The organism is Pseudomonas sp. P1_C12 (genome assembly GCF_056406435.1).
In genome coordinates this window covers 90,020-110,009 of record NZ_JBFUAE010000012.1, presented here as the reverse complement: position 1 = coordinate 110,009, position 19,990 = coordinate 90,020, and the positions used below count along the sequence as shown (strand labels likewise).

Annotated in this window: 19 protein-coding genes; 15 read left to right on the top strand and 4 right to left on the bottom strand. The window is 56.6% G+C overall.

Annotated features, from left to right (window positions below):
- Nucleotides 1-78: 78 nt before the first annotated feature.
- The gene (locus AC1D19_RS20485) at nt 79-579 is read left to right on the top strand and encodes a hypothetical protein (RefSeq protein WP_477764356.1); all 501 of its coding nucleotides are present in this window, start codon (nt 79-81) and stop codon (nt 577-579) included.
- Between the two features lie 66 nt (nt 580-645).
- Here AC1D19_RS20485 and AC1D19_RS20480 read toward each other — a convergent pair whose 3' ends face one another.
- Nucleotides 646-1,236: a helix-turn-helix domain-containing protein gene (locus tag AC1D19_RS20480; RefSeq protein ID WP_477764420.1), complete on the bottom strand. Its 591-nt coding sequence runs from the start codon at nt 1,234-1,236 to the stop codon at nt 646-648.
- Between the two features lie 53 nt (nt 1,237-1,289).
- Entirely contained in the window at nt 1,290-1,451 is a 162-nt protein-coding gene (locus AC1D19_RS20475) for a hypothetical protein (RefSeq protein ID WP_414873507.1), read from the bottom strand.
- A 453-nt stretch (nt 1,452-1,904) separates the two neighbouring features.
- On the opposite strand from AC1D19_RS20475, the gene AC1D19_RS20470 reads away from it, so the two are divergent.
- Genes AC1D19_RS20470 through msrA form a run of 4 tightly spaced genes read left to right on the top strand, consistent with a single transcriptional unit; the run spans nt 1,905 to nt 6,238 of the window.
- Complete coding sequence (locus AC1D19_RS20470) at nt 1,905-3,794, top strand: ATP-binding cassette domain-containing protein (protein ID WP_477764355.1); 1,890 nt, start codon at nt 1,905-1,907, stop codon at nt 3,792-3,794.
- Nucleotides 3,795-3,807: 13 nt separating this feature from the next.
- Entirely contained in the window at nt 3,808-4,857 is a 1,050-nt protein-coding gene (locus AC1D19_RS20465; RefSeq protein WP_477764354.1) for an ABC transporter substrate-binding protein, read from the top strand.
- A complete protein-coding gene (locus AC1D19_RS20460; RefSeq protein ID WP_477764353.1) occupies nt 4,854-5,774 on the top strand; it encodes a homocysteine S-methyltransferase family protein in 921 nt (306 codons plus the stop codon). The genes AC1D19_RS20465 and AC1D19_RS20460 overlap by 4 nt, the downstream gene beginning before the upstream one ends.
- Nucleotides 5,771-6,238, top strand: a complete 468-nt coding sequence (gene msrA, locus AC1D19_RS20455; protein ID WP_477764352.1) for a peptide-methionine (S)-S-oxide reductase MsrA — start codon at nt 5,771-5,773, stop codon at nt 6,236-6,238. Before AC1D19_RS20460 ends, msrA begins: the two co-directional genes overlap by 4 nt.
- Nucleotides 6,239-6,372: 134 nt before the next feature.
- On the opposite strand, the gene AC1D19_RS20450 is transcribed toward msrA, so the two are convergent.
- Together AC1D19_RS20450 and AC1D19_RS20445 are read right to left on the bottom strand one after the other, a co-directional pair.
- A complete protein-coding gene (locus tag AC1D19_RS20450) occupies nt 6,373-7,242 on the bottom strand; it encodes a pirin family protein (RefSeq protein ID WP_477764351.1) in 870 nt (289 codons plus the stop codon).
- Between the two features lie 44 nt (nt 7,243-7,286).
- Nucleotides 7,287-7,676, bottom strand: coding sequence for a DoxX family protein (locus AC1D19_RS20445; protein WP_477764350.1), 390 nt, complete (start codon nt 7,674-7,676; stop codon nt 7,287-7,289).
- 659 nt (nt 7,677-8,335) lie between these two features.
- Here AC1D19_RS20445 and AC1D19_RS20440 point away from each other — a divergent pair.
- The 10 genes from AC1D19_RS20440 (at nt 8,336) to AC1D19_RS20395 (ending at nt 19,982) form a co-directional block, all read left to right on the top strand.
- Entirely contained in the window at nt 8,336-9,640 is a 1,305-nt protein-coding gene (locus AC1D19_RS20440) for an MFS transporter (RefSeq protein ID WP_477764349.1), read from the top strand.
- 82 nt (nt 9,641-9,722) lie between these two features.
- Nucleotides 9,723-10,943, top strand: a complete 1,221-nt coding sequence (locus tag AC1D19_RS20435) for an alpha/beta fold hydrolase (protein WP_477764348.1) — start codon at nt 9,723-9,725, stop codon at nt 10,941-10,943.
- Nucleotides 10,944-11,078: 135 nt separating this feature from the next.
- Entirely contained in the window at nt 11,079-11,915 is an 837-nt protein-coding gene (locus AC1D19_RS20430; protein WP_477764347.1) for an alpha/beta fold hydrolase, read from the top strand.
- Nucleotides 11,916-12,272: 357 nt separating this feature from the next.
- Nucleotides 12,273-13,484, top strand: coding sequence for an ABC transporter substrate-binding protein (locus tag AC1D19_RS20425; RefSeq protein WP_477764346.1), 1,212 nt, complete (start codon nt 12,273-12,275; stop codon nt 13,482-13,484).
- A gap of 71 nt (nt 13,485-13,555) precedes the next feature.
- Nucleotides 13,556-14,431 carry a branched-chain amino acid ABC transporter permease gene (locus tag AC1D19_RS20420; protein WP_477764345.1) on the top strand — a complete coding sequence of 292 codons (876 nt, stop codon included), beginning with the start codon at nt 13,556-13,558 and terminating at the stop codon, nt 14,429-14,431.
- 11 nt (nt 14,432-14,442) lie between these two features.
- Entirely contained in the window at nt 14,443-16,224 is a 1,782-nt protein-coding gene (locus AC1D19_RS20415) for a branched-chain amino acid ABC transporter ATP-binding protein/permease (protein ID WP_477764344.1), read from the top strand.
- Nucleotides 16,217-16,921 carry an ABC transporter ATP-binding protein gene (locus AC1D19_RS20410; protein ID WP_477764343.1) on the top strand — a complete coding sequence of 235 codons (705 nt, stop codon included), beginning with the start codon at nt 16,217-16,219 and terminating at the stop codon, nt 16,919-16,921. The genes AC1D19_RS20415 and AC1D19_RS20410 overlap by 8 nt, the downstream gene beginning before the upstream one ends.
- Nucleotides 16,922-16,976: 55 nt before the next feature.
- Complete coding sequence (locus AC1D19_RS20405) at nt 16,977-17,747, top strand: SDR family oxidoreductase (RefSeq protein ID WP_477764342.1); 771 nt, start codon at nt 16,977-16,979, stop codon at nt 17,745-17,747.
- Nucleotides 17,748-17,843: 96 nt separating this feature from the next.
- Entirely contained in the window at nt 17,844-18,959 is a 1,116-nt protein-coding gene (locus AC1D19_RS20400; RefSeq protein ID WP_477764341.1) for a glycerol dehydrogenase, read from the top strand.
- A gap of 60 nt (nt 18,960-19,019) precedes the next feature.
- Nucleotides 19,020-19,982: a cyclase family protein gene (locus tag AC1D19_RS20395; protein ID WP_477764340.1), complete on the top strand. Its 963-nt coding sequence runs from the start codon at nt 19,020-19,022 to the stop codon at nt 19,980-19,982.
- The last annotated feature ends 8 nt before the right edge of the window (nt 19,983-19,990 follow it).

The window sequence follows — 19,990 nt, the reverse complement described above, 5'->3', positions numbered from 1 at the left end:
CTTGCCGGCCATCCGCCAATCCTTAGAATCCCCTCCATCAGCTTCGTCCAACTCTCAAATCCTCCGGGGAACAACACCATGATGAACGCCATGCAGATGCAAATGCCAATGAACACCAACATGCCGATGATGGGCATGCCGATGATGATGGCGACCATGACCTGCGACATGATGGACGATGGCATGATGTGCAAGATGATGCCGGCCGCTGGCATGGACATGGCGATGTTCAAGAACAGCGCCGAAATGATGCAGATGATGATGAACTGCGGCATGCCGATGATGATGCATTGCGGCAACATGAGCATGATGTGCATGTCCCCGGCGAGCATGGCCATGCCGATGATGAACATGATGATGCCAATGCCGATGATGGGCATGCCGATGCCATCGATGAAGTGCGTGATGGAGTGCACCATGATGGATGACTGCATGATGTGCAAAATCATGCCGATGGCAGGCATGGACATGGACATGATGAAAAGCTGCTGCGCCCTGATGATGAAAATGATGAACGACTGCAGCATGCCGATGATGATGAGCTGCAATGGCATGCCGCTGATGTGCTGCACCTGCTGATCCTTGGCATCAGACATTAAAAAGCCCGGCAGGGTTAACCCTGCCGGGCTTTTTAATGTCTGCTTTTCAGTCCAGGCGTTCCGGGTAAGTCACCACTAGATACGCCACCGCCTCACTGTCGGCCGGGTTGCGGTAGCGGTGGGGCTGGTCCGCATAGAACAGGATCGAGTCGCCGGTGGAGAGCAGGTAGCGCTCGTCGTTGACGCTGATCTCCAGCACACCCTGAGCCACCACCAGGTTTTCCTGCACGCCCGGGCCATGCCCTTCGGACTGATCCACTCCCAACGGGCTCAGGCGCAGTTCGTAAAACTCCGATTGGCGCGCCACGTCGAACGGAAACAGCGCGCGGCTGACAAAGGCGCCGCTGGCACTGACCAGGCGTTTGCTCTGGCTGGCCGCCAGCACCGCCACCCCTTCGAAGGCCCGATGCTCCAGAAAGGCGGCCACCGACACCTTCAAGCCCTTGGCGATTTTGCACAGCACCTTGATGGACGGCACGCTGCGCCCGGACTCGATCTGCGCCAGCATCGCCCGGCTCACACCACACTGCCGGGCCAGGGCGTCAAGGGAAAGATGACGCTTGCCCCGCAGGCGTTGCAAGTTCTGTGCGACCCGTTCGCAGATCGGGTCTTCTTCCAACGGTTCCAGGTTGTTCAAATTCAGCACGGGTTCGTCGGCGCTCGCCAGAAAGCGCGAGGGTTCTTGCGCATTCACGCGTGACGCGTCTCGCTGGCTTTAGCGGCTTGCACCCACTGAGCGGCCTGCAAACCTGCATTGCGTGCGTACATTTCCCACATGGCCCGCGCCCGTTGCTGAGCCTGTTTGCGTTTGCGGTAGCTGGCGAAGTCGATGACGTTGGCTGTCGGATTCATGGGGCACTTCACTGTGGTGGTAAATGACGGGATGAACTGAGAGTACCCGGATAGACATATAACTATAAATACTGTTTTTTTATTTATTAATTCTTTTTGGTTATTTTAAATTCAGGCAATTGGACCGAGGTCTGACCCAAGGGACGGAACGGAGCAGCTTAAGCTAATTCCAAAAAGATATTTGTTTGTACTTTTTAAGATCTATTAGCTTTATAAACCTTAGAAAGTGTGCCGGGAGCTCCTGTGACTATCATTCAATCCTCTTTTGCGACTGCCCGGCCCGAGTCTGCTCCACGACTTCCGCAACCCTGCGACGATCAAGCCAATGAGGATGATGTGGTCCTCGAGCTGCGAAACGTCACCAAAGCTTATCTGCGAAAAAAAGGTTCTTCTGCGCCACCGGCAGTGAGCAATGTCAGCTTGAAGGTGCGTCGGGGCGAGGTCTTGTGCTTGATGGGGACGTCTGGAAGCGGCAAGTCGACGTTGTTGCGTCACATCAACCGCTTGATCGAACCCACGAGTGGTGAAGTCTTGATCGAAGGTCAAGCGATCAGCGGGTTGAGCCACAAGGCTTTACGTGATTTGAGGTCGCGACGCATCGGTATGGTGTTTCAGCATTTTGGTTTGTTACCTCACCGCACAGTGCTGGAAAACGTCGCGCTTCCATTGGAGTTGCGCGGCGAACGTGAGTCGATTCGTCACTCGGCAGCCTCCCTGCAGTTGCAGGCGGTAGGGCTGGAAGGTTGGGGTGAGCATTATCCGCATGAGCTCTCCGGCGGCATGCAGCAACGTGTCGGCCTGGCACGGGCCTTGGTGACGGAGCCTGAAATTCTGCTGATGGACGAGCCTTTCAGTGCTCTGGACCCAACCATCCGCCGAGATCTGCAAAGCCATTTCCTTGCACTGGCCCGCGAGCGCGGCATCAGCACCTTGCTAGTCACGCATGATCCGGCCGAAGCCATACGCCTGGCAGACCGAATAGCTGTGCTGCGCCATGGCCGTCTGGTGCAGTTGGGCACTCCAGAACAGTTGCTTGAACATCCCGCTGACGCCGAAGTCGCGGACTTTTTTCGGGATTGCACATCCACACCATCCCCTCTGTACAGCGTGGACAGCGTTAGCTTCAAGGCTCCAGAAAGTGAACTGCGTGAGCAGTCCGCTTCCCCTGGCTTGCGTGGGTGGCAAGCTCTTTTGCTGGGGCCGGCGGCCCTGGCGGCGCGGGGTAAGGGCGGATTGTTCTGGCTTACGTTTGCCAGCGAACTCGCGGCATTGGCCGTCCTGGGTCAAGGCATTGCCAGTTCATCGTTGTTTGCGGTGCTGGCGGCAGTCGCCGTGTTCGCTGCCAGCCGCTTCACTGCGCTCTCGCTGAGCCGCGCGCCCGTGCGACGAAACGCATCGGGTTGGGTTCTGCCCTTGGTGGTACTGCTGGTCAGTCAGGCCTTGGTGGTCTGGCGAGTCATTACGCCTGACACGACGAATGCAGTGCTGCAGTTCCCGGCCAATCGCCAGGCGCTACTGCTGGCAGCGCAGAGCATTGACGAATTTATCGGTTGGTCTCAGGTCACGTTCGAGGGGGCGTTTATCGGCGTGATCGTTGCCGTTCGCACCGTCATCGAAGGGATTGAAAACCTGCTGGGCTGGCTGCCCTGGACGGTGTCGGCGCTGGCGCTGGTGTTACTGGCCTGGCGTTCGGCTGGCGTCGCGTTGGCGCTGACCAGCAGCGCGGCGTTGTTGTACATCGGCCTGTTCGGCTTCTGGGAGCGAACCATCGCTACGCTGGCGCTGGTCGGTTCGTCGGTACTGATTGCTCTGGTCATCGGTGTGCCCACCGGCATTCTGCTGGCGAAGCGGGCGCTGGTACGACGGCTGCTCACACCTTTGCTGGATGTCATGCAGACGCTGCCAACCTTTGTCTACCTGATTCCTGCCGTGGCGTTCTTCTCGGTGGGCAAGACCCCGGCCGTGATCGCGACGGTGATTTTCGCGCTGGCGCCGATGATCCGTTTGACCTCGTTGGGTATTCAGGAAGTACCGAAGGACGCTGTCGAGGCTGCCGTCGCGCACGGCGCCAGTCCTTGGCAAACCCTGATCAAGGTGCAGCTGCCGCTCGCTCGCCGTTCGCTGTTGCTGGGGATTAACCAGACGATCGTCATGAGCCTGTCGATGGTGGTTGTGGCCGCGCTGATCGGCGCCGGCGGACTGGGTTATGACGTGATGACAGCACTGCGCAATATCAAGGGTGGCGAGGGTATGCTCGCCGGCGTGGCGATTGTCCTGTGCGCGCTGATCCCTGACCGAATCATTCAATCGAGCTTGCGCAAGCAAGATCACCTGCACAACTAACGTGAGACCTGTCATGAAGACACACTTATCGCGCACTGTGGGCGCAGCCGCGCTGCTGGCCTCCCTGATTCTCCCGGCAACCGTGTTGGCCAAGGACAAGATCGTCATTGGCGAGCAGAACTGGACAGGTGCAATCGCCATTCAGAACATCCTCGCAGAGGTGATCAAAACCCGACTGGACGGCGATGTATCGTACCTGGCCGGGGATGTCGCGGTGCTGTTCAGTGCCGCCGCGAAAGGCGACGGCTCGGTTGATGTGTTGACCGACATCTGGCTGCCCAACCAGTCGGCTGCCTGGGCCAGGTACGTCACGGGTGGCCCCCGTTCACTGGTGCCAAACGTCAAGCCTTATGCGGGCGAACAAGGGTTCTATATCCCCGGGTATTTGCAGGACAAATACGGCGTTAAATCCATCTACGACCTGAAAAAGCCCGAAGTGGCCAAGCTGTTTGAGCCACTGGGCGGCGGCAAGGCTGAGTTGCTGGTGGGGCCGGCGGGCTGGGAGTCGACTTACATTGGCCAGATCAAGGCCAAGGATTACGGGTTTGCCGATAAATTCGAGTCGGTGTCCACGGAAGCTTCGGTGACCTATGCCAAGCTGGCCTCGGCCTACAAGGCGCAACGTGGCGTGGTGTTTTATGCCTACACCCCGGACTGGATCTTCTCGGCCTATGACCTGCGTCGCCTGGAAGAGCCCGCATTTGACGGCTACGCCCAGGACAACAAAAAAGGTGACCCGCTTTACAAGGTCGATGGCTGCTGGAAATTCATCAGCCCGACGGTCGATCCCGACTGGCTGAGCAAAAGTCAGATTACCTGTGCCTTCCCGGATGCCAAGGTTCATGTCCTGGCGTCCGCAGCCTTGCAGACACGCGCCCCGAAAATTGCTGAGTTCCTGAAGAATGTCGCCATCGACCCGGCGCAGCTCAATGAGCTGATCCTGAAGATCGAAAAGGAAAAACTGCCGGCTGACGTCGCGGCCAAAGAGTGGGTTCAGGCGAACACCGCCAAGGTTGATCAATGGCTGTCCGCGTCGGCGCCTAAAGTGAGTGCAAGCCAATGAGTCAAGTCTCTTTGCGTTTACTCGATGGCGGTATGGGGCGCGAGCTGAAACGTATCGGGGCGCCGTTTCGTCAGCCTGAATGGTCAGCTCTCGCACTGATCGAGGCACCCGAGTTTGTGCTTCGGGCTCATAGGGCGTTCGTGGATGCCGGTGCCCGGATAATCACCACCAACAGCTACGCGGTTGTGCCTTTTCATATAGGTGAAGAGCGCTTTGCCGCGAAGGGGCGAGTGCTGGCTGAACGGGCTGGGCGGCTCGCTCGTCAGGCGGCGTCTGAGAGTGCCGAGCCGGTGACCGTGGCCGGCTCGTTACCGCCGGCTCTCGGATCCTATCGGCCGGACCTGTTCGATCATCAACGTTCTGTCACGATCCATCGAGAGCTTATTGCTGGGTTGCGGGCGCATGTCGATGTCTGGTTAGCGGAAACTCAGAGTTCTACGGCTGAAGTCAGGGCGGTAGCGGAGGCGCTGGGCGCAGAGCTCAAACCGCTGTGGGTATCGTTTACGCTTCTGGATGAGGTCAATGAGTCACCGCAACTGCGTTCCACTGAGCCAGTCGGCGAGGCGGTACGCGTGGCGGCCGAGTTGGGTGCGAGAGTCGTGCTGTTCAATTGCAGTCAGCCGGAAGTAATGGCAGCGGCACTGGCCGAAGCCCGAGATGTTCTTGATAGCCTCGACCAGAGCATTGAGCTAGGGGTTTACGCCAACGCATTTCCTCCCGTCAGCACAGAGGCCAAAGCCAATAGTACGTTGCTGGAGATTCGTAGCGATCTGGATCCCGAGTCATACTTGCGTTGGTCCAGATCCTGGGTAGCGGCTGGCGCCAGTATTGTTGGAGGATGCTGTGGCATCGGCCCAGAGCACATCGCGCAGTTGCACCTGCACTTGTTGGCGGACAGTGGGGGCGCTGGAACATGAGCGATCTTCAACAGGAAACACTGGTTGAGCAGGCGACTTTTGGTGCCGGCTGTTTTTGGGGCGCTGAGGCGTCATTCAGGACATTGCCGGGCGTGCTCGATACTCGGGTTGGTTTTGCACGGTCAGCCAAAGGTAAGTCTGAGGTGATCGAAGTCGTGCAAGTCGACTTCGATGCCAAGGTGATTACCTACAGCCGCCTGATAGAGCATTTCTGGACGCTGCATGACCCGACATCGGTAGACCGCCAGGGCGCGGATGTCGGGGTTAAATACCGTTCGGCATTGTATTTCTGCTCGGCTCAGCAAGCCCGGTTAGCGCTGGTCGCCAAGCAGCGGCTGGATGCATCGGGGCAGTTGAGCAAACCGGTGGCCACCGTCATATTGCCACTGGGTGAATTTCAATTGGCGGATGAAGACCAGCAACGCTATCTGGAAAAACACGGTGCCAGCGGCTGCGCCATCTGAATGCTCGCCGTATCATCCGCGCTGATAACGTACTCCTGATCACGAAAGGGGCTTTGAAAAGTCAGAACTGCCAGCACCCCGGAGGCTAGGCAGAGCGAGATGTCGGGCTAAAAAGGACGTGAATTCAAGCGAAGTCAGAGCAGTCGCCCGTCGCGGCGAAGCTGTTCACCTATGCGCTTGATCTGCGCTTCGCCTTGATCAAGGGCCTGCTGATTGGTATGCACCGAGTAGTAGCCGGTCACCAGGTCGTGGGGGTGTTTTACGGCTGAGCCGAGCACAAAGGAGGTCTCACCCTGTGCGACGAAATCGATGGCTTGGGTTGACTCCTCAAACACCGCCAGTTCCCCGGCGCTAACAGCACTGTCTGCTTCAAGTCGGCCCTGATTGACTGCCAGCCAGGCCACGGTATGGCCGGCCGGAGGGGTGTAGCGCCAGCGCTCACCGTCTTTCAAGCGCACGGCAAGGTAGGTCATGTCTGCGGGTGCAGGGATGGCGCTCTTCACGGTGCCGTAACGTCCCAGCAGCACGAACGCGGGACCTTCTTGCGCAATCTGCGAAGGGGCAAGGTAGACGCTTTGTGCCGGCGCGTTTTCTTCCGACGGAGGCAGCGCAATCCACAACTGGAATCCCAGCATCGCCCCTTCTCCAATCGGGGAACCGGTGTGCCAGACCCCGTTACCAGCGCGCATCCATTCGACGCCGCCAGCGGGTAGAACGCCTTTCTCGCCGGTCGTGTCTTCATAGGCGACTTCGCCGGCAATCATAAAGGTCAGCGTCGCAATGCCAGAGTGCGGGTGCATGCCGAAGCTATGACGCTTGGCTTGCGGCTGCATGCTGAAGAGGTCAAGAAACACAAACGGCTTCAACAACTGGCCCAGGTCGCCAGGGCTCATGAGGCGTGTGACAGGCCCGTGCTTGCTGCCGCGTGTACGGTGGATGATGGCGCGCGTTGCCGAGTTGTGTTCGTGGCTGGGAATGCTGCTCAAGCTTGATTGCGCGTTCATGGCGCGTCCTCGATTTGGATGTGCAAGGCGTTCGGGAGGGATTGTCAGTGCGTTACAGGCGTAAACGGCACCGGGCGCAACCACCAGACAACGAGGGCTGAAAGCAGGCCAAGTACAAGAGCTGGCATGGGGTTCCCCCCAATCAACAGCAGATGGGTTGCAATCGCTCCCAGCATGGTTGCGAGCAACAACAGGCCGCCTGCGAAACCGGTCGCCGGAACGACCAGCAGTACAGCGCCCAGGATTTCCACCGTACCGGTCAGGTAGCGAAACCATTGGCCGGCGCCGATTGCGTCGAAAACCTGGACCATCTGCGGCACGCCGGCCAACTTGGCTATGCCAGCGCTGACGAACACCAGAGCGAGAAATATCCGAACACCCCAAAAGATGCGGCGGTTGGCGGGAAACAATGATTGTGAAGCAGGAGTTTTCATGGCTCAGCGATGCCTTCTGACGGAGATAAAGGGAGAACTATCGTTCGGTCGTAAGAATAGGGCGGCCACTATTAATTAATAAGACGGTGTTATCTGATTGCACTCGTCCATCATTGATAGTAATCAAATTTGAATGATTAGCTGTGCGGCTGCGTACTTGTTGGCGAATGAAGTGGGCAACGGCAGCTGTACCGGGGCAACGTGGCGACCGGAGATAAGCGTGAATGGTGACTGGAGGCATTCGCCGACGCGACGCAACATGCCTCTCGGCTGTGCGGTAAAGCGCTTTGCGAAAGCTAATTGTGATCGCGGAGCGGCTCTTAAGCTGTGCTCAGACGCAATTGGCACGCTGGCCTCATCAAGCAAATCTCGTTCGCCCACTACCTGTGCCGAAAATTCAAAGCAGGTGTGCTTTTCTAGCTATATCCATCAAATCTTGTCGAGCCGTAATCTTGGGCACGGTGGTTTCCAACGCTTTTAGTGTCCGGCAACCACCTGCAAACCCGAGGATGCGCGTGCTCTGCACTGATCATCAGTCGGGACAATAAAAATAATACTCAGCGGGAGACAATCCTATGGGACTCGCTCAAGAAAAAGTTGGTGCCGTTGCGTCGTTCACACAGGTTTCCAAAGGCGCTGGAGCTGCCTCATGGGGAGCAATGGCCTTGCTCTGGCTGGTCTATGCCATGGACGCTAACTCACGTCAGATGTTCTTCATGGTGTTGCCGTCGATCACGAGCGAATTCAAAACCAGTGCAGAACTGACGGGGCTGCTCGCGGCGTTCATCACCATCGCAACGTCCTTGATCGCCGTGCCTTGCATGATCTGGGCGGATAAAGGTGGGCAGGGCTGGATGCGCAAGTATCGTCACCTGCCGATCGTAATTGCCTACACGCTGTTCACCTTTTTGACTGGCTTGAATTTCCTGACTGCATCGCTGGGCATGCTCGTGGCCTTGCAGGTGATTTCCCACGCCTTCGGTGGCGCCGGTGAAGCTATCGAAGTCACCTCCTTGTCCGAGTGGTGGTCTCGCGAGCGGCGCGGTTTTGCATTGGGTCTGCATCACACGGGCTATCCATGGGGTACGCTGATTGGAGGCTTGGCGATCAGTGCGTTGCTGAACGCCTACGGTCCGGAAAACTGGCGCCTGGCTTTCCTGCTGTTCCCAGTACCGATGATCATCATCTTCTCCATCTATTGGTGGTTCTGCACCAAAAAGCGCTACGAGTCCTTCGTTGATCATGTGCGTGATGCAGGTGAAACCGTTCCGGCACTGAGCGCAGCGCAAGGGACTGTCGTTGCTCCCGAAGGTGCTTTTCGCTCCGCAATCCGCAATCCGAATATCAGCACCATCGCGCTGGTCTCGATGCTCGCTATCGTCGGTTATTTCGGGATCAGTTTCTGGTTGCCGCAATACCTGGCGTTCGTGGCCCATTACAACTTCGCCGAGGCGGCAGCCTATTCGGTGCTGTTCACCATCACCGGAGGGCTCGGGCAAATAGCCTGGGGATGGATCTCGGATCGGCTGGGTCGCAAGTTGTGCCTGATCGTCGTGTTCGCCTGGCTGGCAATCGGTATGTACCTTTTCAAGTTCTCGTCAGTGAGCCTGACCTGGCTGATCTGCATCCAACTGTTTGCCGGGTTTGCGATGAACGCGCCTTACACGCTGCTGTATGCGATTGCCTTTGACTCAGCCAAGCCTGGCACCACCGGCATCGCGGGCTCCATTGTTAACGTGGGTATTTACGCAGGCGGCTTCGGTCCCTTCGTAATCGGCATGTTCATTGGCGCTGGTGGTGGATTCGATCAAGTGTCCGGCTACAACTACGCCCTGTATTTCATTTCCGGGCTGATGATCGTTGCTGCGCTGGTTACAGCCTTCTTCACTCGCGAAACCACGGGGTGGTTCCTCAAGCACGACAAAGCGTTGGTTTCCAAAGCGTCTTGCAACATGGCGAGCTGAGATCGTCGAACAAACTCAATACGTCACGCCTGCAATCTATAAAAAATCCCTCGTGGGATGTCCAATGTCAGGAGAAATTACAATGTCACTCATCAAAGACAGTCAGTGGTTGAATCAATTTGCCGAAGAGCTCAACAGCGATGCTGACTGGACAGCTGCTGCGCGCTATTTCGATGGTCGAATCCAGTTTAAGCACGACAGCGGTTTTTCCACTCTGGCGGTTCTCTGCGGCAAGGTGGTAGCCGTTTTTCCTGAAGGTAGCCCGTTGGGCGCAGACATCGTGGTATCCGGTCCGGATGAAGAGTGGCAGCGCGTTCTGGAAGGCAAGATCGATTGGTTCGAGGCCCTCTCGCCAGGATTGGGCAAGCTTGAGCTAGAAGGGAATGTTGTCGCTGCCTGGCAGTACGTAGATGTAATGGCCCGGGCATTTGATGCCATGAAGCGTGTAGGCAAGGCAAAAGTAGAAAGCACCGTTTCCTGGTCCCCCGGCCCCAAACCGTCGGGCAAGGAAACCACAGGGCACTACATTACTGTTGATGGCATCCGCGTGTATTACGAGGAGGCTGGGCAAGGCCATCCCATCGTCTGCTTCCATGCCGCGTCCCAGGACTCGCTCATGTATCGCCATGTACTTGACGGCCTTTCCGATGAGTTTCGGGTGATTGCAATCGATGCACCCGGACATTCAAAGTCGGAGCTCCCGGCTTCCGGCCCGTTCCATAGCCTGACACACCACGCCGAGTTCAACGAGCGGTTGATGCAGGCCCTGGGTCTGGAACGTCCGGCGATCATCGGATGTTCCATGGGGGGTAACCTTGTGTTGGAACTGGGTGCCCGTAAACCCGACGCCTACAGCGCGATCATTTCAGCCGAAGGTGCGGATTACACGCCGACAGTTTCGGATTTCTTTCTCGACATGCTGCTGATGAATGGTACGCAAATCATTGGTGCATGGTCGCGCTCGATGACTGGCTATCGGACTCCACCCGACCGCGCTCAAGAAGTTGTTTGGCAGATTTCCCGCACGACGCCGCAAGTCATGCGCGGCGACCTGACAGGCTACGCCAATTTTGACCAACGCTCCCAGGTGGGCAAAATCAAGGCGCCGGTGATGCTGCTCCGCGGTGATGCTGATTGGTTGGTCTACCAGGAAAAAGTCGAAGAAACGGCTTCAAGAATTCCCGGCAGCAAGATTGCAGTGCTTGCAGGCACGGGTCACTACCCAATGACTGAGAACCCTCTTGAGTTCTGTGACACCGTCCGAAGCTTCCTGCATGAAGCAGGGCTTGGAAATGCTGGCTGACACGCTCGACGTCCAAAGATAACCAGGGTGGCTGCGACGATAAGTAGCCCCCTCACCTAATAAAAAATCAATGAGCAGTAGTGCACGCACTGCCTTGTTCGCTCATTAGTAAGCTTGTCTTTGAGGAGAATCAACATGCTGCCGGACGCCAATTTGCAAGGTAAAAATATTCAGGTCAATGGCACGACGCTTTGGGTCGAAGATACAGGTGAGACCCATCTTCCAGTCGTTCTTTGTCTTCACTCCTGCTTTCTCGACGGGACTATGTTTGACGGCCTGGTGCAGGCTGCAGCCGGAAAGTTTCGGGTCATACGGCCAGATTTCCGGGGGCAGGGCAAAAGCGCACTGGATGATATCGACATCATCACCATGGATCAGTGTGCTGACGACATGGCCGCGTTGATTGAAGTGATGCAACTCAAGGCAATCAATGTCATGGCTCAGTCGATGGGCGGCGATGTAGCCTTCCGGCTAATCGCCAAACGACAGGATCTGTTTCGTTCCCTGGTGGTGGCTGGGTCATCAGCCTGCGGTGAGCCACCGGAGCAAGGAGCGCGGTTCGCGCAATGGGTTGTCGATGCGGGTGAGCAAGGTTTCACGGGCGAAATTCTCGACATGACCATGGAAGTAATGTTCGGCAAGACCACGCGCAATAACCCTGAAAAGCAGGCGCTGTTGGCGTACTGGCGCGATCGGATTGAAGCTTTGCCAAAAACGCTGCGCCCTGCGATGAAAGGGGTTATGCATCGTGAAAGCTGTGTCGCTCTGTTGTCATCGATCAATATTCCGGTGTTGATCATCAACGGTGAGGAGGACATGCCGCGACCTCCAGCGTGGTCCGATGAAATGAAGCGAGAATTGCCGAATTCGAAATTGATCCGGCTCAGCCAGATTGGGCATAGCCCGACCTTGGAAGCGCCCGAGCAGGTTCTTCCCGCGATCATTGAGTTCTATTTAAACCCACGCGTATGAGGGCAACATTTTTCGTTCACAGCGTTTAAGTCCGGATGCTTTCACGAGCACATACTGTCTCTATCAGTCCTATTTTTGGAGCGCCTGCATGTCGCGGGCGCTTCAGGTTTTTTCATGCCCGTGGGCCACGAAAACTTGAAGCGTTTTCAGATCGGCAATCCTAACTGAGCACTTGACACTGCTCAATTTTTTGAAATAAAAATGAAGCGCTTCATAAATGAGCTTGGTTAATAACAAATTTAAAACAGAACCTTTCATATCCACGTGCACGAAGGCTTTCATGAGCGTCGTTTAAAAGATATGAAGCGGTTCAAATGGTGCCCAAGTGCGCTGGCGCCAAACCAGGAGATAACAACAATGAGTACAAAAAACCGGGTTAAAACCGCCTGCGTTGTGCTTTCCCTGACGACCCCGATTGCCGTTTACGCGGACATCAAAATGGGTGCCCTTTATCCCCTCAGCGGTTCTTTGGCTCTGCTAGGGGATGAGAGCTATCGTGGCCTCGAAATAGCGGTCGCGGAGCGTAACGCTGCCGGAGGCTTGAAAGGTGAGCAGATCAAACTGCTCAAAGCCGATGCGGTTGACGCAGGCCAGGCTGTAGGTGCCGCCCGTAAGCTGACGTCAGTTGAAAATGTTACTGCCGTGTTCGGCAGCTATTCCTCAGCCCTGTCATTTGCTGCCACGCAGGTTACGGAAATGGCCGGGGTGCCGTATTTCGAGCTCGGTGCGGTCTCCGACAACATCACCGAGCGAGACCTCAAATACGTCATGCGTAGCAACCCAACCGCCAGGAATTTCGCTGAAGGGACTATCACCGCGATTACGCAAATCGTGGGGCCTTCGCTGAAGGTCGACCCCAAGCAACTCAAGATCGCCATCATCCATGAGGATGCGTTGTACGGTACGACCATCGCCGGTTTCCAAAAGCAACTGGCACAGGAGCAAGGGCTGAACGTGGTCGAGGTGCTTCCTTATTCGGCCAAAGCCGTGGACCTTTCGTCGCTGATTCTTCGCTTGAAAGGTGCGCAAGCGGACGTGGTACTGCAGACCAGTTACCAAAACGACACGACATTGTTTTTCCGCCAGATCCGAGAGGCCGGTTTCAAACCCAGAGCGGTGATTGGTGCCGGTGGTGGATATTCCATGCAGGACACCGTAAAGGTCGTCGGCGCTGAAAACATGGAAAGTGTTCTGGACGTGGATTTTCCTCAATTTCAAACCAATGAAAAGGGCGCTCCAGGTATCAACGCCTTCGCTAAAGCCTACAAAGACCGTTTCGGCAGCGAACCGCGCTCAGGCCACAGCCTGATTAACTATGTCGGTGCGAAAGTCTTCCTTGATGCCATGGAAAAAAGCGCGTCGCTGGAGGCCGACGCGATCCGTGCATCGGTTGCGAGCGTGGATATTCCAGTCGGTGGAACGGCCGCAGGCATCGGCGCCAGGTTCGGTGAGAATGGCCAGAACCAACGCGCCAACACCGCGATCATGCAGTGGCAGAACGGACTGTTGAAAACCGTCTACCCCGAAGCTTCGGCTGTAGCAAAAGCTCGCTTTTCCGATCAACCCTGAAGCCTGTAATCCTGTTGAAGCTTGATCATTGAGCTTCACGGATTCGCTCGCTCGAAAAGAGGGCGCAAACCATGGAAATTTTCATCCAGCTGCTTCTGAACGGCTTATTGCTCGGTGGCACGTTAGCCATTATCAGCATAGGCCTGACCCTTATCTTCGGCATCGTCAGGGTGGTCAACTTCGCCCACGGCGAGTTTTTGATGATAGGTCTGTACGCGGTGTATTTGATGAACGCTCATTTTGGCATTCATCCCTATGTGGCGATCATTCCCACCACGATCATTCTGTTTGCCGCGGGCGCTGCCATGCAACGGTTCATCATTCAGCCGTTGCTCAGCGCCGAAGGGCACATCCAGATTTTCGCGACCGTGGGCGTCTCGATTGCCCTCATGAACGGCGCGCTGTTGATCTTCGGTGCCGACGTCATGACTGTGCAGAACATTAGCTTTGGCACCAGTACCGTCACCATGGGCGCATTTCGCGTAAGCAGTGGTCAGTTGATCACCTTCGCAATGTCACTCGCCCTGGTCGCGGGCCTTCACTGGTTTTTGCAAAACACCTTCCTGGGTCGAGCCGTTCGGGCCACTGCGCAGCATCGCAACGCGGCGCAGTTGATGGGCGTCAACATAAAGAAAATCTACATATTCGCATTCGGTTTGGGCTGCGCCTGCCTGGGCGTCGCATCTGGCCTTATCGCACCTCAATACCCGGTTTTCCCTACGGTAGGCACGTTCTTTGTCCTGACCGCATTTGTGATCGTTGTACTCGGCGGCCTTGGAAGTCTTTCAGGGGCCCTCGTGGGCTCGATGCTGATCGGAATCGTCGACAGCCTTGCGGGTTACTACATCGCTCCAGACCTGAAGGAGGTCGTTTATTTTTCGATCTTCCTGGGCATCCTGGTGTTCCGTCCGACAGGCCTGTTTGGCGCCGGTCGCGGCTCTGAATAAGGAGAATGGTCATGAATATTCTGCATCCGCGTGTCTATGTCAGCGTGTTGGTTCTGGCATTGCTATTGGTCATTCCGCTCACGGCTGGTTCTCCTTTCGTTTACCACCTGTTCATCCTGATTTGCAGTTATGCAGCGCTCGCGAGCGCCTGGAACATTGTCGGAGGTTTTGCTGGTCAGCTCTCGCTGGGCCATGCGGTGTTTTATGGTGTTGGGGCTTATACCACCACGCTGCTGATGATAAATCTCGGCATCAGTCCGTGGATCGGGATGTTTGTGGGCGCGGCCCTGTCGTCCATGGTAGCGGTGTTGATCAGTTGGCCTTGCTTCAGATTGCGCGGGCCGTTTTTTGCCTTGGCGACGATAGCGGTACTGGAAGTCGTGCGGCTGATGGCCATCAATCAACATGACGTGACCGGTGGTGCCGCTGGCTTGGGCGTACCGCTTAAGTTGGGCGTCGAGTGGATGTTGTTTCGCCCGCGCTGGCCCTATCTGCTGATCGCTTTTGGGTTTCTCATCATCACTTTGGCGGTGTCCTGGAAGATCAAGAACTCACGCTTGGGTTATTACCTGATTGCAGTTCGCGAGCGTGAAGATGCGGCGCATGCGGTGGGTGTGAACTCGGTCAAAGTCAAATTGATTGCGGTCGTCTTATCGGCATTCCTCACCAGCCTGGTGGGCAGTTTCCACGCGATGTATCTGACCTTCATCGAGCCCGGCTCAATGTTCTCGCTGGAGATGTCGATTCAGATAGCGATGTTCGCGCTGATCGGCGGCCTGGGCACTGTTTCGGGGCCCTTGATCGGGACGTTGTTGGTGTTGCCATTGGCGGAGCTTGCGCGCGGCTGGCTTGGCGACATGGGCAGCGGAGTTCACGGCCTGGTCTACGGCATTGTACTGGTGGTGGTCGTGCTGACGATTCCGCAGGGTGTGGTGGGGCGATTTGGCGCGCGCGTGTTCGGCTGGATCGACGCGCTGCCCGGTGGACGCCGGCCACTTGCTACCGTTGACAGGGCAGTTGAATCCACGGCGCCTGAACCGCAATTGGTAATGAGCGGCGAACCCATTCTGGTTGCTGAAAATCTGCACAAATTCTTTGGCGGGCTGCATGCGACCAACGATGTGTCGCTGAGCTTGGCCGAAGGCGAAATCGTCGGTGTAATCGGCCCGAATGGCGCGGGTAAAACCACGGTCTTCAATCAGCTCTCCGGCTTCCTTGTGCCCTCCAAGGGGCAGGTCAAAGTTCGCCTGCGCAGTGGAGAGTGGGTTACCCCGAACAGCCCGGCCGAGTTCGCCAAGGCCGGTATCGGGCGCACCTTCCAGATCGTTCAACCGTTCGCTGATTTGAGTGTCTGCGAAAACATCATGCTCGGTGCATTCATGCACACGGCTGATGCGAAGGAGGCGAGGGCAGTCGCGGAGCAAGTCGCTGAACTGACCGAGCTCACCAACCTGCTGGATACTCGGGCACGCAACCTCACCGTCGGCGGTATGAAGCGGCTTGAAATGGCCCGTGCCCTGGCGACTCGTCCGCGGATCTTGTTGCTGGACGAAGTGATGGCCGGACTCAACCCAACGGATGTGGCCAAGGCGATCGCCGTCATTCGCAGAGTCCGCGACTCCGGCGTCAGCGTCTTGATGATCGAACACCTGATGCAAGCAACCATGAGTCTGTCGGACCGCATCATCGTAATCAGCTCCGGGGCTTTGCTCATGCAAGGTGAGCCGAAGGATGTCATCAGCGATCCACAGGTGATCGAAGCCTATCTCGGCAAGGAGTACAGCCATGCTTAAGCTCAATAACATCCATAGCGGATATGGCGGTACTGAAATCCTTCGTGGCGTTTCTTTCGAGGTCAATGCCGGTGAAGTGGTGACCATCGTCGGAGCCAACGGTGCGGGTAAAACCACGACTTTGCGCAGTCTGTGCGGCATCGTTACCCCCTCCCAGGGCACGATCGAATTCGAAGGGCAGCGCATTGACGGCAATCGTCCGGATCAGATTGTCGATGCCGGCCTGACGTTGATACCGGAAGGGCGTCAGTTGTTTCCGTTCATTAGCGTGCGCGACAACCTGTTGATGGGGGCCTACAAACGCAGCGCTCGTGCGGGTTACAAAAAACGTCTCGACGATGTTCTGGATCTCTTTCCACGGGTTCGTGAGCGCCTGGATCAGAACGCTGGAACGCTTTCGGGCGGTGAGCAACAGATGGTCGCCATCGCTCGAGGCCTGATGGCCGAACCCAAGCTATTGATGTTCGACGAGCCGTCGTTGGGCTTGTCGCCGCTGCTGGTCTCACAGGTTTTCGAGATCATCAACAAGATCCTGGAGCTGGGCACGACCGTGCTGATCGTCGAGCAAAACATCGTCCATACCCTGCGTATCGCGCATCGAGGCTACGTACTTGAAAACGGCGAGGTAGTGCTGAGCGGCACGGGCCAAGAGCTTCTCGATAACCCTCATGTCAAACGTGCCTACCTGGGGCTCTGATCGAGTCGACCTGTGCTGTGCACTTATTACTGCGCAACAAAGATGAGAACACGCTATGACAAATTCCAGACACTCCGGGCGCGTCGTATTGGTCACTGGGGCCGGTGGCGGCATTGGTGCTGCGATCGCTGAGTTGTATTGCCAGGAAGGCGCGGTTGTCGCCCTGATCGATGCCGACGCCGCGAAGGTGCAGCAACAGGCCGAGCTACTGCGTGAGGCAGGGTTTGCGGTCGGCTGGGCGCAGGCAGATGTCGCGGATTATCAAGCATGTGCTGACGCCTGTGAACGCTTGATCCATGAGTTGGGCCCCATCGACACCTTGATCAATAACGCCGGTATATCACCCAAACACGACGGCGCCCCTGCGCCGATCTGGACAATGGCGCCCGAGGAGTGGCTGCGGGTGGTCAATATCAACCTCAATGGTTCCTTTAACCTCGTCCGAGTGCTGACACCCGGCATGGTAGGGCGCGGCTTCGGGCGCATCGTCAACATGTCATCAGTGGCCGGCAGCGCATTTTTGCCGATTGTCGCGGCTCACTACAGCGCGACCAAGGCGGCGGTCATTGGTTTTACCCGCCACCTGGCCGGCGAGCTGGGGCCGTTCGGAATCACGGCCAATGCGTTGGCGCCAGGGCGGATCGAAACCCCCTTGCTCAAGACAGTTTCAGCGCTGGCCAATCAGGCCGTTGTCGATGAGACGCCGTTACGCCGGCTGGGAACACCGCTTGAAGTTGCCAAGGCGGCGTGTTTCCTCACATCAAATGAAAGCGACTTTATTACTGGGCAAGTCGTTGATGTCGCGGGCGGATGGTTAATGCGGTGACGAGTGAAGGTAAGTAATGAGTTTTTTTGGCTCTATCCAGAGCGTTTTTGACAGCTCGAATTTAAGCGGTAAACATTTTTTTGGAGGGCGTCGGCCATGGTTAAAACGATGGGTTTCCCGGGACGGTACGAGCAGGGGCCTGGAGCTTTGAAACAGCTGGGCAGGATACTGACCGACATGGGGCGATCGCGTCCGCTGGTACTCTGCGATGAGTTTGTCGCCAGGCATCTGTGGCCGGAGGTTGGCACCGCCTTGCAAGCGCATGGCTTCGAGCCTCTGCACATCGAGTTTCCAGGAGAATGCACGCACGCGGCCATTGCCCGGTTGTCGGAACGAGCCTTGATTCACTCGCCAGACACAATCATCGCGCTGGGTGGAGGCAAGACAATTGATACGGCGAAGGGACTGGCGGTCAATCTCAACGTCCCTATCATCGTTTGCCCGACCATTGCGTCGAGTGATGCACCCACCAGTCGACTGATCGTTCTCTACGATGACGATCATAAAGTGGTAGGAGTGGAGTTCCTGAAGATGAACCCTTCTGCGGTCATTGTTGATACCCACGTCATCGCTCAGGCACCGGCGCGGTTTTTTGCTGCGGGCATTGGCGATGCCATTAGTAAAAAATTCGAAGCGCATCAGTGCTACTCCGCGGGCGGCAATAATTCCTTCGGAACACCGGCGCTGCATACCGCGTTGATGCTGACCAATATGGTTTTCGACACGCTGATGCAGTATGGCGTTTCGGCTTACCAGGCTGTTTGTCGTAAAGAGGTTAATGACGACGTTGAGCGGGTAATCGAGGGCACTGTCTTGATCAGTGGTGTGGGTTTTGAAAGTGGTGGACTGTCTCTGTCCCATGCATTGGTACGAGGGCTGACGGCCATACCTGCGATGGCATCGATGCTGCACGGTGAGTTGGTAGCTTTCGGCACGTTGGTGCAGATGGCTGTAGAGGGGCGTCCCGTGGAGGAGATCGATAAGGTTGCCCGCCTGCTGCATGACGTGAAGCTGCCCGTCACATTCGCTGAGCTGGGTCAGAACACCCCGTTCACTACGGCGCAAATCAACACCATGGTGGAAGCCACTTTATCGGCTGCCTACGCCAAAAACATGAATCCACCCTTGAATTACGAGCGCCTCGTTATTGGGTTGGCAGCGGCTGACAACATCGGCTCGCGGCTGACAAACGTGACGTCATCCGCCCTGTGATTGGGCGTTAATCGACTGCCACCGTGCTGCCTTAAAAATATAAAAAATGAGATCAAAAAAATGAACGAAAAAACTGTGCCTCATATTCACGAACTGCTGAAAGACTCTCCTAAAAACTGGGGCAAATGGGGCCCGGACGACGAGGTAGGCGCTCTCAACTATTTGACTGGCGTTGAAGTACTCAAGGGCATTGCCGAGGTCAAGCAAGGCAAGACCTTCACATTGCAGGTCCGAATGGCCGACCCCAAAGGCGACCCGATCTGGCCTGGGCGCTCGCAGGCCAAGCGGATGAATATCATGGACAGGGGCCATTACAACTGCGGCAAGGGCCCGCACTTTCCGGGCTCTTATGAGTATGCCGATGACGTGATGTTTTTCCATCTTCAGGGGTCGACTCAATACGATGCCTTGGGTCACGTTTGGTATGACGATCAAATCTGGAACGGTTATGACGCCGATACCACGATCGGTTCATTGGCCAAGGCCAGCGTCGCACCGATCGGCGAGCGAGGCGTGGTCGGGCGAGGCATTCTGATCGACATCGCGCGGTATCGCGGCAAGGACGTTCTTGACCCTGGCGAGACGTTTAATCATGTGGACTTGATGAAGGCCGCGCAAGCTCAAGGTGTGACGATTCACAAGCGTGACATCCTGATCATCAGAACTGGCTGGATCGGCTCTTTTTACTACCGAGACCCAGAAGAGTTTTATAAAGATTTCATCGAGCCGGGTCTCACTTACAGCCCGGAGTTGGTCAGTTGGTTTCACGAGATGGAAATTCCCAACCTCGTCACCGACACCATTGCCAACGAAGTGACAGTTGATCCCGTCTCGGGTGTGGCATTGCCGCTTCACAATGCCCTGATGCGTAACCTGGGCGTCACGTTGACCGAGATAGCGCAACTGGATCCTCTGGCGGCGGATTGTGCCGAGGACAATCAATGGACGTTCCTTTATACCGCAGCGCCTTTGAAGGTGGTTGGTGGCACCGGGGCGCCGGTCAACCCGATCGTTATCAAATAGAATCGACG